Origin of the sequence: Microbacterium sp. 22242 (assembly GCF_052045495.1) — a bacterium.
Taxonomy (GTDB): Bacteria; Actinomycetota; Actinomycetes; order Actinomycetales; family Microbacteriaceae; genus Microbacterium.
In genome coordinates this window covers 26,296-42,982 of sequence record NZ_JBQEOZ010000003.1, presented here as the reverse complement: position 1 = coordinate 42,982, position 16,687 = coordinate 26,296, and the positions used below count along the sequence as shown (strand labels likewise).

Here is a 16,687-nt window from a genome sequence, read left to right as displayed (position 1 = left end):
GACCCGAGAGGTCAGAGGTCAGACGGCGGAGAGGTCAGCGCACGAAGCGGACCTCTTCGATGGTCTCGCCCAGAAACGGCTCCTGCTGCAGGGCGCCGTCGAGGGCGAACCCGTTGCGGACGTAGAAGCGGTGCGCGCGGGGGTTGTCCTCGGCGACCCAGAGGTAGCAGGACTCGTCCTTGGCGACCGCCGCGTCGAACAGGCGCTGGCCGATGCCCGTGCCGTGCCACGCGTCGAGGAGGTAGATGAAGTACAGCTCGCGCTCGGCGGGCGGATTCTCGTCGCGGGCGGGGCCCGATCCGACGAAGCCGACGATCTCGCCGTCGACGAGCGCCGCGCTCATGCGGTACTCCTCGCCCTGCGCCGCCCAGTGCGTCCACAGCTCCGCGAGCCGCTTGGGCGACACGGCCTCGAGCGCCGCCTTGCTGATCAGGTGGTCGTAGGTCTCGTGCCAGCACTGCGCGTGCACGCGGCCGAGCGCTTCGGCATCGACATCGCGAACAGGTCGGACGGTGACGGCGGGAAGGGCTTCGGCGCTCATGTTCGCGACTCTACGCGCGCCCCCGCGCTGACGCGAAATCGAGCGTTGCGGTGTTCCGAACGCGCCTGCAGACGACCAGAGGGACCTGTGCGGTTCCGACAAACGATCCGGGGGTTCCGTGCCGGATTCACTACGCTCCGTCGTGTGAATGTGATCTGGCGCACCCTCCTCGTGATCCTCTCCGCCCGCTTCCGCGTCCGGCGCAGCGGCCTGCTCGCGCCGACCGCGGTGGGGCGGATCCGGCTCACCACGCTGCCGACGGACATCGACATCCTGAAGCACATGAACAACGGGCGGTACCTGTCGCTGTTCGATCTGGGCCGCTGGGACCTGCTCATCCGCACCGGCCTGTTCGACGCGATGAAGGAGCGCGGCTGGTACGCCGTGGTCTCCAGTGAGACGGTGACGTTCCGCAAGTCGCTCGAGCTGTGGCAGCGCTTCGACGTCGAGTCGCGCTTCATCGGCCACGACGACAGGGCGATGTTCATGGAGCACCGCGCGGTCGTGGACGGGGAGGTCTACGCCAGGGTGATCGTGCGGGCGCGCATGCTGCGCCGCACCGGCGGCACGGTCTCGCACGAGGAGTTCTTCGGTGCGCTGGGCCGCCCGGAGGACGTGCCGGGGGTCGAGGACTGGATCCACGACTGGGCGTCCGCCTCGGCGCTGCCGCCCACCAAGGCGCCCGCGCCGAGCGTCTGGGCGGACTGAGGCCGCAGCGACGACGATCCCGCACCCCCGCGCGATCCTGGCCGCCGGCGCGAGGACCGCCGGCGCGAGGACCGCCGGGGCGTGGCATGGAGCCGGAGACCGCAGACCGCGGCATGCTGGAGGCAGGTGATTTCGCGCGCCCCGGCCAGGGGCGGAGAAGAGAGGCGATGCCGATGCCGCAGTGGCTGAACGACGAGGAGACAGAGCGCGCCCGCAGGGCCGTCGACCTCGCCCAGCGCTGGATCTCCGAGGCCGCGGAGGCGCACCCGGATCCTGCGGCCGCGCGGCTCGCGGGGGTGCTGCAGGATCCGAACGGGCTGCCGTTCACCCTCGGCTTCGTGGACGGGGTGATGCGCCCGGAGAGCCTCGGCGCGGCCGCCGCGAACCTGAACCGGGTGGCGCCGCTCGTGCCCGGCTTCCTGCCCTGGTATCTGCGCGCCGCCGTCCGTGCGGGAGGCCTGGTCGCGCCCGGCCTGCCGGCGCCGACCGTGCCGATCGCGCGCACCCTGCTGCGCGAGATGGTCGGCCACCTGGTCGCGGACGCGCGCCCGGCCAAGCTGGGCCCGGCGCTGGAGAAGCTCCGGCAGAGCGGGGCACGACTGAACCTGAACCTGCTCGGCGAGGCGGTGCTCGGCGAGGACGAGGCCCATCGCCGGCTCGACGGCATCCACGACCTGATCCGCCGCGAGGACGTCGACTACGTCTCGGTCAAGGTGTCCGCCGTGGTGAGCCGCATCTCGATGTGGGCGTTCGACGAGGTCGTGGAGCAGGTCGCGGCCCGCCTGCTGCCGCTCTACCTGACCGCGGCGACGGACGGCACGTTCATCAACCTCGACATGGAGGAGTACCGCGACCTCGACCTCACGATCGCCGTGTTCACCAGGATCCTGGAGGATCCGCGGCTCGCGCAGCTCGAGGCGGGCATCGTGCTGCAGGCCTATCTGCCCGACGCGCTGCCGGCGCTGCGCGAGCTCACGGCCTGGGCGCGCGACCGCGTCGACCACGGCGGAGCGCCGATCAAGGTGCGGCTGGTGAAGGGCGCGAATCTGGCGATGGAGCGCGTCGAGGCGGCCATGCACGGCTGGACGCCCGCGCCCTACGACACGAAGGTCGACACCGACGCGAACTACCTGCGCTGCCTGAGCGCGGCGTTGACACCCGAGTCGCTGCGGGCGGTGCGGATCGGCATCGCCGGCCACAACCTGTTCGACATCGCCTACGCCTGGCTGCTCGCGGGGGATCGCGGGGTGCGCCCCGCGCCCTCGATGAACCCCGATCCCTCGATGAATCCCGATCCTTCGGCCGCCGACGGGACCGCCGCGGGGGCCGGGGCGGCAGGATCCCCGCCGATCGAGTTCGAGATGCTCCTGGGCATGGCGCAGGGGCAGGTCGAGGCGGTGAGCCGCGAGGTCGGGCACGTGCTGCTCTACGTCCCCGTGGTCAAGCCGCAGGAGTTCGACGTCGCGATCAGCTACCTCGTGCGCCGGCTCGAGGAGAACGCCTCCAGCGAGAACTTCCTGTCCGCCGCGTTCCAGCTGCACGACGACCCCGACCTCCTGGACCGTGAGGTCGGCCGGTTCGCCCACTCGCTCGAGCGCTCCGCCGATCCCGCACTGCCCACCGGCCCGCGCCGGCGGCAGAACCGCCTCGCCCCGGTGCACGAGTCGATCGCGCGATCCGCCGACGTGGGCGCCGCGGACAGCGCGCTGACCCAGGCGGTGCTCGGCATCGCTGGCTCCGTCGACCGCAACGACACGTACGTGGAGACGGCGGTGTTCGCGAGCCGCGAGGACGACTCCGCCGTCGCCATCGGCGCCCCCGGCTTCAGCAACACCCCGGACAGCGACCCCGCCCTGCCCGCGAACCGGGAGTGGGCGGGGGAGATCCTGGCCCGGATCCCCGGATCCACGGCCGGGGAGGGGATCCTGCGCGGCGCCCGCATCGAGGACGCCGCGGTGCTCGACGAGACCGTGGCGCGCGTCCGCCGCGCGGCCGGCCGCTGGGGCACCAGGCCTGCCGCCGAGCGCGCCGAGGTGCTGCTGCGCGTCGCCGCGGTGCTCGACTCCCGCCGTGCCGAGCTGATCGAGGTGGCCGCGGCGGAGTGCGGGAAGGTGCTCTCCGAGGGCGACATCGAGGTGAGCGAGGCGGTCGACTTCGCGCGGTACTACGCGGCCAAGGCGCGCGAGCTCGACGCCGTGCCGGGTGCCGCGTTCACGCCGTCCCGCGTCACGGCCGTCGTGCCGCCGTGGAACTTCCCGCTCGCGATCCCCTCCGGCGGAGTGCTGGCCGCCCTCGCGGCCGGTTCCGGCGTCGTGTTCAAGCCGGCCCCCCAGGCCCGGCGCTGCGCGGCCGTGATCGCCGCCGCGCTCTGGGACGCCGGGATCCCGCGCGACCTGCTCGCGCTCGTCGACATCGAGGAGGGCGAGCTCGGCCGGCAGCTGATCGCCCACCCGGACGTGGACCGGGTGATCCTCACCGGCTCCTGGGACACCGCGGCGCTGTTCCGCAGCTGGCGGCACGATCTGCCGCTGCAGGCGGAGACGAGCGGCAAGAACGCGATCGTGATCACCCCGTCCGCCGACCTCGACCTCGCGGTCGCCGACCTCGTGAAGAGCGCGTTCGGCCACGCCGGGCAGAAGTGCTCGGCGGCGTCGCTCGCGATCCTCGTCGGTCCGATGGGACGCTCGCGCCGGTTCGCCCGCCAGCTCGTGGACGCCACCCGGTCGATGCGGGTCGGCTGGCCGGAGGATCCGCTCGCCGAGGTCGGACCGGTCATCGAGCGGCCGCAGGGCAAGCTCCTCTGGGCGCTCACCGAGCTCGAGGGCGACGAGAAGTGGCTGCTGAAGCCGCGGATGATCGAGCAGTCGGACGGCCGGCTGTGGACCCCGGGGATCCGCGTCGGCGTGCAGCCCGGTTCGCGCACGCACCGCGAGGAGTTCTTCGGCCCGATGCTCGGGATCATGCACGCGCCCACGCTGCCGCGCGCGATCGAGCTGCAGAACGCCGTCGACTATGGCCTCACCGCCGGGCTGCACACTCAGGATCCCGACGACCTGGCGCTGTGGCTGGACCGGGTGCAGGCGGGCAACCTCTATGTGAACCGCGGCATCACCGGTGCGATCGTGCAGCGTCAGCCGTTCGGCGGCTGGAAGCGCTCCTCCGTCGGCACCGGGACCAAGGCGGGCGGCCCGAACCACCTGATCGGCCTCGGATCCTGGCGGGACACCGGCGGCGGCGGGTCGACCACCCTGCACCTGCGCGGTCTGGACACCCGCATCACCTCGCTGATCGAGGCGGCGCAGCCGTCGCTCGACTACACCGCCTTCGAGTGGCTGCGCCGGGCGGCGCTCTCGGACGCGCTCGCCTGGGATCGCGAGTTCGGGCGGGTGCGCGACGTCTCCCACCTCGGCGTGGAGCGCAACCTGTTCCGGTACCGCCCGGTGCCCGTCGGCCTGCGCGCGACCGGTGAGGCGCCGCTGCGGGAGCTGCTGCGCGTCACGATCGCGGCCATCCGCAGCGGAGGCGACTTCACCGTGTCCGTGCCGGCCGGGCTGCCGGCGGCCGTGCGCCGGGTGCTCGGCGAGGCGGAGATCCCCGTGTTCGTCGAGAGCGACGCGGAGTGGATCCAGCGGTTCGCACCCCCGGCGGCCACCGACTCGGTCGAGGGCGCAGCCGAGGAACGGCAGCCCCGTCCCTCCCGCGTGCGCATCGTCGGGAAGCCCGGCGATGTCGCCGCCCTGCACTCCGCGCTCGCCGAGGCCGTGCAGGGGGATCCCGACCTCGCGATCCACGCCGGCGGGGTGACGACCGCGGGCCGGATCGAACTGCTCCCGTTCCTGCACGAGCAGGCGATCGCGATCACCGCGCACCGCTACGGCAACCCGGACGACTGGAGCGCCGAGGTCATCTGAGCAGGCGGGATCCGCAGGCGTGGCACGGTGGATCGCGTCGATCTGGCGGCGTTCAGGCTCGGGTGAGAGGATGGATCTCGGCGTGCCCGTGTCGCATCTTCTCCCCGCATCCGCCGATGCGCCGGATCGAAGGACCGCCGGGCCTGAGGACAGCGTCCGCCGAGACCGAAGATTCCCGAGGAGCCTCATGTCGACGCCCGAGACCGCCATCGCGACCGTCCCCGCCCGCACCGCCCACCACCGCCGCTACCTGATGTGCAAGCCGGAGCACTTCACGGTGAACTACAGCATCAACCCGTGGATGGAGCCGGCGAAGCCGACCGACACCGCGAAGGCCGTCGCGCAGTGGCAGAAGCTGTACGACCTGTACGTCGAGCTGGGCCACGAGGTCGAGCTGATCGAGCCGCTGGAGGGCTACCCGGACATGGTCTACACGGCCAACGGCGGCTTCGTGATCGACGGCCGCGCGTACGTGCCGTCCTTCCGCTTCGTGGAGCGTCAGGGGGAGGCGCCCGCGTTCGCCGAATGGTTCCGGGCGAACGGCTTCGACACCGTGCTGCCGGAGGAGGTCAACGAGGGCGAGGGCGACTTCCTGCTCGCGGGCGACATCATCCTGGCTGGCACCGGCTTCCGCTCCACCGGCGACAGCCACCGCGAGGTGGGCGAGGTGTTCGGCCGCGAGGTCGTCTCGCTGAACCTCGTCGACCCGCGCTTCTACCACCTGGACACCGCGCTCGCCGTGCTCGACCCCGTGGTCGGTGCGGAGAACGGCGGGCCGGAGGCGGCGAACATCGCCTACCTGCCGCAGGCCTTCGACGACGCCAGCCGCGCGATCCTCGAGGAGCGCTTCCCCGACGCGATCCTGGTCTCGGACGAGGACGGTGCCGTGTTCGGCCTGAACTCGGCGAGCGACGGCTACAACGTCGTCATCTCGCCGCGCGCGAAGGGCTTCGAGAAGCAGCTGCGCGAGCGCGGCTACAACCCGATCACCGTCGACCTCAGCGAGCTGCTGCTCGGCGGGGGCGGCATCAAGTGCTGCACCCTCGAGCTCAGGGCCGCACGATGAGCACGCCGGGGACGGTCGCCGGGCCGCCCGCCGCGCAGGATCCCGGCGCAGCGGCCGTGGAGACTTCGGAGCCGCAGTCGGTCGCGGAGCCGCACGTGGCGCGCAACTACGCACCCCTCGATGTGACGATCGCGCGGGCCGACGGCGCCTGGGTGACCGACGTCGAGGGCAAGCGCTACCTCGACCTGCTCGCGGCGTACTCCGCCGTGAACTTCGGCCACCGCCACCCCGCGCTGGTCGCCGCCCTCGAGGAGCAGCTCGGCCGGGTCGCGCTCACCAGCCGCGCGTTCCGCAACGACCGCCTCGAGCCGTTCGCCGCCGCCCTCGCGCGGCTGTGCGGCAAGGACCTGGTGCTGCCGATGAACACCGGCGCCGAGGCCGTCGAGACCGGGATCAAGGTCGCCCGCGCGTGGGGCTACCGGGTCAAGGGGGTCCGTGCGGACGCCGCGCGCATCATCGTCGCGGGCGGCAACTTCCACGGCCGCACCACCACGATCGTCGGCTTCAGCGACGACGAGTCGGCCCGCGACGGGTTCGGCCCGTTCACGCCCGGCTTCGACCTCGTGCCGTACGGCGACGCCGAGGCGATCGCGAGCGCGATCACCGAGGACACCGTCGCGGTGCTCGTCGAGCCGATCCAGGGCGAGGGCGGCGTGATCATCCCGCCGGACGGCTACCTGCGCCGGATCCGGGAACTCTGCACCGAGCGGAACGTGCTCTTCATCGCCGACGAGATCCAGTCGGGCCTCGGCCGGGTAGGGGAGACCTTCGCGTGCGACCGCGAGGGCGTCGTGCCCGACCTGTACCTGCTCGGCAAGGCGCTCGGCGGCGGTCTGCTGCCGGTGTCGGCCGTCGTCGGGGACGAGGACGTGCTGGGCGTCATCCGTCCGGGCGAGCACGGATCCACCTTCGGCGGCAACCCGCTCGCGGCGGCGGTCGGGCTGCGCGCGGTCGAGATGCTCGAGTCGGGCGAGTTCCAGGAGCGCGCCAGGGCCCTCGGCGAGCACCTGCGCGAGGGCCTCGAAGGGCTCCTCGGCCACGGCGTGACCGCGGTGCGCGTGGCCGGTCTCTGGGCGGGTGCGGACATCGATCCGGCGCGCGGCACCGGCCGTGAGATCGCGGAGAAGCTGCTCGACCGCGGCGTGCTCGTGAAGGACACGCACGGCCAGACCATCCGGATCGCCCCGCCGATCGTGGTGCGCGCGACCGAGCTGGACTGGGCGCTGGAGCAGCTGCGGCACGTGCTGGCGCACTGACGTCCGCGGCTGTCCGGATCCGCGAGAAACCAGATCCGGCATGAGACGCACCCCCAGCGGGCAGGTCTCATGCCGGATCTGGTTTCTCACATGAGCGGCGGCGCCGTCACGGCGGGCGGGCGCCGTCGTGCCGCCGCTGGGAGGCGCGGTGTCACTGCGCCAGGCGGTGCTCCGCGCGGTAGGTCTCCCATTCGTCGACGAGCTCGGGCATGCGCCGTGCCATGAAGCGGAAGAACTCCGCCATCTCGGTGGCCCGCGTGCGCGCGATCGGATCGTCGGTGTGCTCGGCGCCGATCGCGTCGATGTGCGTCGCCATCCGGTCGTAGATGGGGCTGTTGTTCGTCATCATCGCGTACCAGGTGTCCTCGACGATGATGTAGCGGTCGCGGCGCTGATCGGCCCGGGAGACGCGGTGCACCACGTGCAGGGTCTGCAGGTAGCGCACCGCCCCGGAGACGGCGGCGGCACTCACGCCGAGCCGGTCCGCGAGCTCCGCGGCGGTGTACCCCTCGGCGGGCGCCGCGATCAGCGCCATCATCACCCGCCCCGGCATCCGCGGGAAGCCGACGGCGGTGATCATGGCGGCGGCGGACTCCGCGGCATCGACCCCGCGGTGCGCCGACGGGGCCGCGTCGTTCTGCTCGGTCATCGCTCTCCCTCCCTCTCCATCATGGCCTTCCCCGGCGCGGACACCGCCGCGAGACGGATCCGGCCCCGTCCGGCACGCCCGTCACGCGGCGGTCCCTTCGTCCGGCATCCCTGTCACCCCGCGGTCTGCAGCTCGCGTCGGCGCATCAGGCTGAGGGCCGCCGCGGCGCCCAGAGCGACCACCAGCACCAGCCACCACGTGCCGCGCAGGTCCGCACCGCCGTTCGTCACGATCGGGGTGACCGCGAACGGCGAGAACCGCGTGGTCCACTCCGGCAGCCCGAACAGCGGTCCGAAGAGCCCGAACACCGTGGCGAGGAGCACGAGCGCCCAGGCGACGCCGATCGTGCCACGGGGGAGCAGCACGAAGACGAGCGCGGTGAGCGCGGTGAACACGCAGGCCGCGAGCCCCTGTCCGAGCCCGACCACGGTGACGACGTGCGCCAGCGACGACGCGTGCGCGTTGCCGGCCAGCCCGGCGTAGGCCGCCAGCATCGCCGCCACCACGATGATCGCGATCGCGAAGGTCGCCACGAGCAGGTAGTCCAGCAGCCACCGCACCCGCCCGACGGGCCGGGACAGCACGCTCTCGGCGGTGCCGTGCGCCTCCTCCTGCCGGGCACGGACGACGATCTGCACCGCCGCGCACGCCGCGAGAATCCCCATCATCGTGAAGAACACCGTCACGACCGTCTCCTCGAGGTTGCCGGCCCTGCCGATCTTGTCGAGGATCTGCTGCACCGCCGGGTTCTGCCCGGAGATCTGCCCCGCGAGCCCGGACAGCCTGGTCGCCAGCACGCCCGTGAGCGCGCCGCCCACGGCCCAGCCGATGATCGCGCCGCCCGTGAGCCGCCAGACGAGGGCGTGCGGGGTCGACAGGGCGGGGCCTGCATGCACCCGGCCAGGCCGCGCGGGGATGAAGCCCTCGCCGAGGTCGCGTGCGGACTGCAGCAGCGCGGCGAGGAGCGCGAGGACGAGACCGGCGGCGAGTCCGAGCAGTGCCGGTGCCCAGGCGTCCGCGTCATAGGGGCGGGCCTGCTCCGCCCAGCCGAACGGAGACGCCCACACCAGCCCTGAGCTTGTGATGCGGGTGAGGTCGTCGCTCGGGGTGCCCGCCACGTTGCCGATCCCGTTGATCAGGAACGTGCCGACCAGGATCCACACCGTCAATGCGTTCGCCCCGCGCGAGGTGCGCATCAGCTGGGCGGCGATGAGGCCGATGCCGAGGAACACGATCCCGGTCGTCGCGGAGGTCGCCCCCATGAGCCAGGATCCGCTCGCGTCGAGCTTCGATCCGAGCAGGGCGAGCGCCACCAGCACGCCCAGGACGACGTTCGCCGCGATGCCGTGGATGATGGTGGCGACCGTCGGCAGGGCGCGGCCCGCCGGCGTCGCCGCGACGAGCTCGGCGCGGCCGGCCTCCTCGTCGCCTCGGGTGTGCCGGACCGCGAGGAACGTGCTCATCAGCGCGGCCAGCATCGTCAGCCATGGCAGGATCTCGAACGACAGGAACTGCCCCTGCGAGGCGCCGGACGGGAGCCCGCGGAACATCATGATGACGGGGTTGGCCATGACGGCGGCGAGGACGTCGACGCGGTCCTTGAGCGTGGCATAGGACTGTGTGACGCCCGCGAAGCCCGCGTAGGCCATGAGGACCGTCGCGAGGATCCACAGCAGCAGCTGCAGCCAGTCCCGGCGCAGGCGCTGGCGCAGCAGCGCGCTCACCGGGACTCCTTCACGACCGCGCGGCGCGAGGCGCGGGTGCCGGTCGGCGAGCCGGGCGAAGAGCCCTCTTCCGCGTCGCGCAGCGAGGCGAGGTCGTCGCCGTAGTGGCGGAGGAACAGCTCCTCGAGGGAAGGCGGCTCGATCCGCAGGCCGGTGACCCCGCGCTCGGCGAGGACCGGGAGCACCGCCGCCATCGCATCGCTGTCGACGGTGAAACGCGCCCGGCCCGCATCGAACGCCTCGTCGTGCGTCTGCGGGATGCCGCTGAGCGCGGAGGAGTCCGCGGCCTCGAAGGACACCTCGGTGCGGGTGAGGTGGCGCAGCTCGGCGAGGGTGCCGGACTCGACGATCCTGCCGGCGCGGATGATGCTGACCCGGTCGCAGAGCAGCTCGACCTCGGAGAGGATATGGCTGGAGAGCAGGACGGTCGCCCCGGTGCGGCGGATCCGCTGCACCTCGTCGCGGAAGACGACCTCCATGAGCGGATCCAGCCCGCTGGTCGGCTCGTCGAGGATGTACAGGTCGGCGGGGACGGCGAAGGCCGCGATGAGCGCGACCTTCTGCCGGTTGCCCTTCGAGTAGGCGCGGCCCTTCTTGCGCGGGTCGAACTGGAACGCCGCCATCAGCCGTTCCCGCTCGGCGCGGTAGGCGGCGTCCTTCGTCCTGGCGCCGCGCAGGCGCGCGAGGAAGTCGATCGCCTCGCCTCCGGAGAGGTTCGGCCAGACGCTCACGTCACCGGGCACGTACGCGACGCGGCGGTGGATCGAGACCGCGGAGGTCCACGGATCCTGCCCGAAGACGGTGGCCGCGCCGCTCGTCTTGCGGGCGAGGCCCAGCAGGATCCTGATCGTGGTGGACTTGCCGGCGCCGTTCGGGCCGAGGAAGCCGTGCACCTGGCCCTCGTCGACGCGGAGATCCAGCCCGTCGAGCGCACGCACGGAACCTTTTCCGAGCGGGCCGTAGTGCTTCGTGAGGCCGTCGGTGCGGATGATCGTGGTCATGCCGGTGATGCTACGCCGATTTCACAAATTCGTGAAGCAAATGAAGAAAGTTGCTCACGAGGGTCCGGATCAGCCGTTCACGGTCACGCTCACGGTGTGCCAGCCGGTCGCGCCGTCGGGTGCCGGGGGCGCCATCTGCGGCGTCTGCACCGTGCCGTCGGCGCCGGTCGCACGGCATCGGATCACGCGCTGTCCGGCGGACGCCTGCCACGGCAGCCGCCACTGCACCCAGGTGTCGGCCGAGATCGCCGAGGCCAGCTCGGCCCGCTGCCACGGTCCGTCGTCGACCTGCACCTCCACCGCGGAGACCCCCGCGTGCGGCTGCCAGGCCACGCCCGCGATCACGGTCCTGCCCGCGGCGATCGCGCTGCCCTCCCGCGGCACGTCGATGCGCGATTCGAGCTTGATCGGGCCGCGGGCGGACCAGCCGCGGTCCGTCCAGTATGCGGTCGCGCGATCGAACCGGGTGACCTCGAGGTCGGTGACCCACTTTGTCGCGGAGACGTAGCCGTACAGCCCCGGCACGACCATCCGCACCGGGAAGCCGTGCTCGAACGGCAGCGGCTCCCCGTTCATGCCGATCGCGAGCAGGGCGTTGCGGTCGTCGGTGAGCGCCTCGAGCGGCGTCCCCGCGGTGAAGCCGTCGACCGAGGTGGACAGCACCATGTCGGCGCCCGCAGCGGGCTGCGCCTTCGCCAGGAGCTCGCGGATCGGGTACCCCAGCCAGACGGCATTGCCGATGAGGTCGCCGCCGACCTCGTTCGACACGCAGGACAGCGTCGCCGCCGCCTCGACGAGAGGCAGCGCGAGCAGCTGATCCCAGGTCAGGGTCACCTCGTGCGCGACCATCCCGTGGATCCGCAGCCGCCAGTGCGCCGGATCCAGCTGCGGCACGACGAGCGCCGTGTCGATGCGGTAGAAGTCGGGGTTGGGGGTGATCAGCGGACTGATCCCGGGAACGTCGAGGGAGGCGCCGGCGGGGATCGCCGGTGCCGGGGTGACCGGCTTCGGCAGGCGCAGGGCGGTGCGCACGGTGGTCGCGACGGCGGTCCCGGCGCGCCCGGCCGAGGCGACCACCGCGGCCAGGACGCCGGCCGCGGCGCTCGCGGCGGCCCATGCCAGGAACCGGCGGCGGGACGGTTCGGCGCGCCCCGGAATCGCGGCCGGATGAGCGGCCGGGGGATCGTTCTCCGGGCGCAGCATCCGCACCAGGAGATGCAGAGCGGTGCCCGAGATCAGCCCGGACAGCAGCGAGGGCAGCCAGGACAGCGTCCCCGCATCCGCCCTGGTCGGCGCGAGGAGCGCCACCGCCAGTCCGATCACGATGAGGCCGGTCACGCCCGAGCGGCGCCAGCGCAGCTCGCACATGCCGAGCGCGGCCGCCAGCACGAGCAGCACGAGCGCGATCCCGGTGAGCAGCGCGGCCTTGTCTCCGGTGCCGAACCACGCGATCGCCGTGTTCTTCGCCCAGGCGGGCGCCGCGTCGATCAGCGCGCCGCCGACGACCGCGAACGGGCTGGACGAGGGCGCGATCATCGTCGCGGCGAGCTCTCCCGCGCCGGCGCCGAGCAGGGTGGCGGCGACGCCTGCTGCGGCGGCCATCGCGCGGCGGCGCGGCGGGGATCCGGTCATGCTCTCAGCGTAGGAAGCAGGCGGATCCGCCGGCGCGCAGATCACGAACTCGTAAGAACTTCGCGGTTTCGCGGTCTCGTGCGTCCCAGCGGCGAACCGGGTCAGGTCTGCGAGCGCGCACGGCGCCCGGCGACGGCGAGGACCAGGAGCGCCAGGGTGAAGGCCGCGAGCATCGTCGCACCCATGAGCACGGCCGAGACCCCGGCACGGGACAGCAGCGGCGGCACGAGCGCGCCGAGCAGCGCGGCGAGGGTGCCGAGCACCGCGGACGCGGATCCGGCGCCGTGGCGGATCCGGCCGAGCGCGAGCGCCGTGAGCGTCGGGTTGTTCACGCCGTGCAGGGCGACGAGCAGGAAGAGCGGGGCGAGCAGCCACGGCAGCGCGCTGTGCAGGAGACCGGTGGCCAGCACGGCGGCGGCCGCCGTCGTGCCGAGACCGAGCGAGCAGAGCACGAGGCGCCGGCCGTCGGTGCGCCCAGCCAGGCGGCGGCTGAGCCGGGCGCCGAGCACGATGCCGGCCGAATTCAGCGCGAAGATGAGCGCGAAGCCCTACGCACCCACGCCGTACTCGTTCTGCAGCACGAACGACGACATCTGCAGGTAGGTGAAGAACCCGGCGGTGGCGAGCCCGAGAGTGACTGCGAACACCAGGAACGGGCCGTTGCGCAGGGCGGCGCCGATGCCGCGCAGATCGTTGCCGACCCCGCCGGTCGTGCGCTCCACGGGCGGCAGGGACTCGGGGACGAACAGCGCCGCGACCAGCAGCAGCGCCGCCCCGATCACGGCGAGCGCGACGAACAGCCCGCGCCAGTCCGTGACGGAGAGCAGCACGCCGCCGAGCAGCGGGGCCAGCACCGGCGCCGCCCCGGCGATCGCGGTGAGCGTCGCGAATCCGGCCGTGGCCTCCGGGCCGTCGAACAGATCGTGGACGACGGCGCGGCCGATCGCCATTCCGGCCGCTCCGCAGATGCCCTGCACGAGGCGGATCCCGATCAGGATCCCGATCGACGGGGCGAAGGAGCATGCGATCGACGCGACCGCGAAGCCGGCGACGGCCCACAGCATCGGCCGGCGCCGGGCGTACCGGTCGCTGACCGGCCCCCACAGCAGCTGTCCCAGCGCCAGGCCGATCAGGCACGCGCTCATGGTCAGCTGCGCGAGCGCGTCGGTGGTCGCCAGGTCGCGACCCAGCTGCGGGAGCGCGGGGATGTACAGGTCCATCGAGATCGGCCCGAACGCCGAGAGCGCGCCGAGCGCAGGCAGCAGTGCGCGACGGGATCCGGCGTCGCCAGGGCCCGCCGCCAGACGGCCGGCGTGGATCACTCGCGGTCGTCCTTCGGGTCGCCGTGGTCGCCGGCGCCCCTGTCGGCGCCGCTCTCGGGGCGGCCCTTCTCGGCGTCGCCCATCTCGGCGTCGCCCTTCTCGGCGGTCGCCAGCTCGGTGCGGATCGGCGTGGTCGCGCTCGTGATCGGCGTCGTGGGGGAGACCGCCGGCGGCGTCACGGCGCGATCCATCGCCTCGACCACGGTGACCGGCCGCGTCTCGTCCAGGGTGAGCAGGAACCGGGCGTCCTCGCGGCGGTGCAGCCGGCCCGAGTACAGCATCCACCCCGCGCCGATCGCGAACGAGAGCAGCCCGGCGACGCCGCCCACCGAGATCGCGGCGCGGGGCCCGAACGTGTCGGCGACCCAGCCGGCGATCGGCGCCCCGATCGGCGTCGCCCCCATCACGACCGCCATGTACAGTGCCAGCACCCGCCCGCGCAGCGCCGGATCCGTCGTGGTCTGCACATAGCCGTTCGCCGTGGTCAGCATGGTCACCGTCGAGAAGCCGACGAACACGAGCGTGATCGCGTACCAGAGGTAGCTCGGCATCTGCGCCGACACCAGCGATGCGGCGCCGAACCCTCCTGCGGCCAGCATCAGCACGCGCACCCTGGCGCGGTCGCGGCGGGCGGCGAGCAGCGCGCCGGTGAGGGACCCGATCGCGAGCACCGAGCTGAGCACGCCGTAGCCGTCGGCCTGGCGGTGGAACTCGAGCGCCATGGTCGAGGCGAAGATCGGGAAGTTCATGCCGAACGCGCCGATCAGGAACACCATCACGAACACGACCGTGAGATCCGGACGGCTGCGCACGTAGCGCAGGCCCACCATCAGCCCTCCGGCGCGGTGGTGTCGTGGGCGCGGCACCAGCTCGCGGGTGCGGATCAGCAGCAGGGCCACGATCATCGCGAGGAACGTCGCCGCGTTCGCCACGAACACCCAGCCGGATCCGAGTCCGACGATCGCGAGCCCGCCGACGGCGGGGCCGATCAGGCGCGCCATGTTGAACGAGGCGGAGTTCAGGGCGACCGCGTTCGAGGCGTTCTCCATCGACACCATGTCGGACACGAACGTCTGCCGGGCCGGCGCGTCGAACGCGTTCGCGATCCCGAAGCACGCCGCGAACACGAGCATGAGCGGCAGCGTCATGACGTTCGTGAGCAGCAGCGTCGCGACGCACAGCGCGAGCAGCATCAGCGTCGACTGCGTGACGAACAGGATCCGGCGCCGGTCGAAGCGGTCGGCGACCCGGCCGGTGAGCCCGACCAGCACGAGGGGAGGGCCGAACTGCAGCGCCATGGTCGCGCCCATCGCGGTGGCGTCGTGGCGGGTGAGCTCGGTGAGCACGACCCAGTCCTGCGCGGTGGACTGCATCCAGCCGCCGACGTTCGAGATCATCGCGCCGAAGAACCAGACGCGGTAGTTGAACACCCCGAACGATCGGAACATCTGGCTCACTGCTCGGCCAGCTTCCGCATCAGCATGCTCGCCTCGTGCAGGGTCCGCAGCTCGTCGTCGCTGAGGCCGAGCTCGACGATCTCGGCCTCGAGCAGCTCGGTGCGGCGCTCGAAGGTCGCCACCACGAGGCCGACTCCGTCGGGGGTGATCTCGACGTGCACGCGGCGGCGATCCTGCTCGTCGGGGATCCGCGTCACGTAGCCCTGCTCCTCGAGGCTCGAGACGAGCGCGCTCATGGTCGGGGCGGTGACGCGCTCCCGGTCGGCGAGGGCGGTGAGGGAGTGCCGGCCGTGCGTGCGCAGCGCGGCGAGCACGGCGAGCTGAGCGTCGCTCATCGCCGAGTTGCGGCTGTCCAGCGGACGGACGGAACGGAGCCTGCGGGCGAGGCGGAAGGTGGCGAGACGCAGTTCGGTCGCGGTCTCGTGCAGGGTGTCGCGGTCCATATACTTAGTTAGCCTACCTAAGCATCTGCGCGAAGGAAAGCGCATAGCACGCGTGCGTGACGGGATCCCGGCGCGGATCCGTAGACTCGGGACATGGCTGAGCCCCGCACCGCCGAGTTCACCGACGCGCACGGCATCGCGATCGTCTACGACGTCCATCCGGCGACCGCGCCGGCGAGGGGAGTCGTGCAGCTCCTGCACGGCGTCGGCGAGCACGCCGGGCGCTACGCGAAGACGATCGCGGCCCTGACCGGCGCCGGGTTCACGGTATACGCCGACGACCACCGCGGGCACGGGCGCACCGGCATGAAGCAGCACGGCGACGCCGCGCGGCTGGGGCGCCTCGGCCCCGGCGGCATCCGCGCCGTGGTCGCCGACGAGTGGCAGCTCACCGAGCTCATCCGCGCCGAGAACCCCGGCCTCCCGCTCGTGCTGCTCGGGCACTCCTGGGGATCCTTCCTCGCGCAGATGGTGCTGGATGCGCACCCCGACGCGTACGACGCGGTGATCCTCACCGGCTCGGCGCATCGCACCGTGCGAGACCTGAACTCGATGCCGCTGAACGCGCGCTGGAAGGGGCCGGACGCCACCGGCCTGGAGTGGCTGTCGCGGGATCCGGCGGTGTGGAAGGAGTTCTCCGAGGATCCGCTCACGACCGAGGAGCCGCTGCTCAAGCTGTTCGGCGTGGTCGAGTCGCTGCGGCTCTACGGCCGCCCGGGCAAGGCGTATCCGCACGACGTGCCGGTGCTGCTCATGGTCGGGCGGGACGATCCTGTCGGCGGCCCGCGCAGCGTGCACCGCCTGGCCGACGACTACCGCTCGCGCTCCGGGCTGACCGACGTCACGACCCTCGTCTATCCCGAGGCGCGGCACGAGATCTTCAACGAGCTGCAGCAGGACGAGGTGCGCTCCGACCTGCTCGCCTGGCTCGACAAGCACATCCCCTCGCGCGGCTGACCGCCGCGGACGGTCCCGGT

14 protein-coding genes are annotated in these 16,687 nt (G+C 72.5%); 5 read left to right on the top strand and 9 right to left on the bottom strand.

Annotation, left to right across the window (positions count from 1 at the left end):
• Positions 1-34 precede the first annotated feature (34 nt).
• Positions 35-541 (bottom strand): N-acetyltransferase family protein, encoded by a 507-nt coding sequence (locus ACTJJZ_RS03565; RefSeq protein ID WP_440719801.1) that lies wholly within the window; start codon positions 539-541, stop codon positions 35-37.
• A gap of 144 nt (positions 542-685) precedes the next feature.
• Here ACTJJZ_RS03565 and ACTJJZ_RS03560 point away from each other — a divergent pair, with 144 nt between their 5' ends.
• From ACTJJZ_RS03560 to rocD, 4 genes are all read left to right on the top strand, one after another.
• On the top strand, positions 686-1,249 hold the full coding sequence (locus ACTJJZ_RS03560; RefSeq protein ID WP_440719800.1) for an acyl-CoA thioesterase: 564 nt from the start codon (positions 686-688) through the stop codon (positions 1,247-1,249).
• 167 nt (positions 1,250-1,416) lie between these two features.
• The gene (locus ACTJJZ_RS03555) at positions 1,417-5,160 is read left to right on the top strand and encodes a proline dehydrogenase family protein (RefSeq protein ID WP_440719799.1); all 3,744 of its coding nucleotides are present in this window, start codon (positions 1,417-1,419) and stop codon (positions 5,158-5,160) included.
• Between the two features lie 187 nt (positions 5,161-5,347).
• Positions 5,348-6,226: a dimethylargininase gene (gene ddaH, locus ACTJJZ_RS03550; protein WP_440719798.1), complete on the top strand. Its 879-nt coding sequence runs from the start codon at positions 5,348-5,350 to the stop codon at positions 6,224-6,226.
• Complete coding sequence (gene rocD / locus ACTJJZ_RS03545; RefSeq protein ID WP_440719797.1) at positions 6,223-7,482, top strand: ornithine--oxo-acid transaminase; 1,260 nt, start codon at positions 6,223-6,225, stop codon at positions 7,480-7,482. Before ddaH ends, rocD begins: the two co-directional genes overlap by 4 nt.
• Positions 7,483-7,633: 151 nt before the next feature.
• Here the strand turns inward: rocD and ACTJJZ_RS03540 are convergent, their stop codons facing one another.
• The 8 genes from ACTJJZ_RS03540 to ACTJJZ_RS03505 all read right to left on the bottom strand — a co-directional run bounded on the left by ACTJJZ_RS03540 (position 7,634) and on the right by ACTJJZ_RS03505 (position 15,710).
• Entirely contained in the window at positions 7,634-8,131 is a 498-nt protein-coding gene (locus tag ACTJJZ_RS03540; RefSeq protein WP_440719796.1) for a GbsR/MarR family transcriptional regulator, read from the bottom strand.
• 113 nt (positions 8,132-8,244) lie between these two features.
• Positions 8,245-9,855 (bottom strand): ABC transporter permease, encoded by a 1,611-nt coding sequence (locus ACTJJZ_RS03535; protein ID WP_440719795.1) that lies wholly within the window; start codon positions 9,853-9,855, stop codon positions 8,245-8,247.
• Positions 9,852-10,856: an ABC transporter ATP-binding protein gene (locus ACTJJZ_RS03530; protein ID WP_440719794.1), complete on the bottom strand. Its 1,005-nt coding sequence runs from the start codon at positions 10,854-10,856 to the stop codon at positions 9,852-9,854. The genes ACTJJZ_RS03535 and ACTJJZ_RS03530 overlap by 4 nt, the downstream gene beginning before the upstream one ends.
• A 69-nt stretch (positions 10,857-10,925) precedes the next feature.
• The gene (locus tag ACTJJZ_RS03525; RefSeq protein ID WP_440719793.1) at positions 10,926-12,488 is read right to left on the bottom strand and encodes a molybdopterin-dependent oxidoreductase; all 1,563 of its coding nucleotides are present in this window, start codon (positions 12,486-12,488) and stop codon (positions 10,926-10,928) included.
• Between the two features lie 101 nt (positions 12,489-12,589).
• Positions 12,590-12,997 carry a hypothetical protein gene (locus ACTJJZ_RS03520; protein WP_440719792.1) on the bottom strand — a complete coding sequence of 136 codons (408 nt, stop codon included), beginning with the start codon at positions 12,995-12,997 and terminating at the stop codon, positions 12,590-12,592.
• A gap of 39 nt (positions 12,998-13,036) precedes the next feature.
• Entirely contained in the window at positions 13,037-13,810 is a 774-nt protein-coding gene (locus ACTJJZ_RS03515; RefSeq protein ID WP_440719791.1) for an MFS transporter, read from the bottom strand.
• On the bottom strand, positions 13,807-15,258 hold the full coding sequence (locus ACTJJZ_RS03510) for an MFS transporter (RefSeq protein WP_440719790.1): 1,452 nt from the start codon (positions 15,256-15,258) through the stop codon (positions 13,807-13,809). The genes ACTJJZ_RS03515 and ACTJJZ_RS03510 overlap by 4 nt, the downstream gene beginning before the upstream one ends.
• 5 nt (positions 15,259-15,263) lie before the next feature.
• Positions 15,264-15,710: a MarR family winged helix-turn-helix transcriptional regulator gene (locus ACTJJZ_RS03505; protein ID WP_440719789.1), complete on the bottom strand. Its 447-nt coding sequence runs from the start codon at positions 15,708-15,710 to the stop codon at positions 15,264-15,266.
• 93 nt (positions 15,711-15,803) lie between these two features.
• Between ACTJJZ_RS03505 and ACTJJZ_RS03500 the strand changes: the two genes are divergently transcribed.
• Complete coding sequence (locus tag ACTJJZ_RS03500) at positions 15,804-16,667, top strand: alpha/beta fold hydrolase (protein WP_440719788.1); 864 nt, start codon at positions 15,804-15,806, stop codon at positions 16,665-16,667.
• Positions 16,668-16,687: the final 20 nt, after the last annotated feature.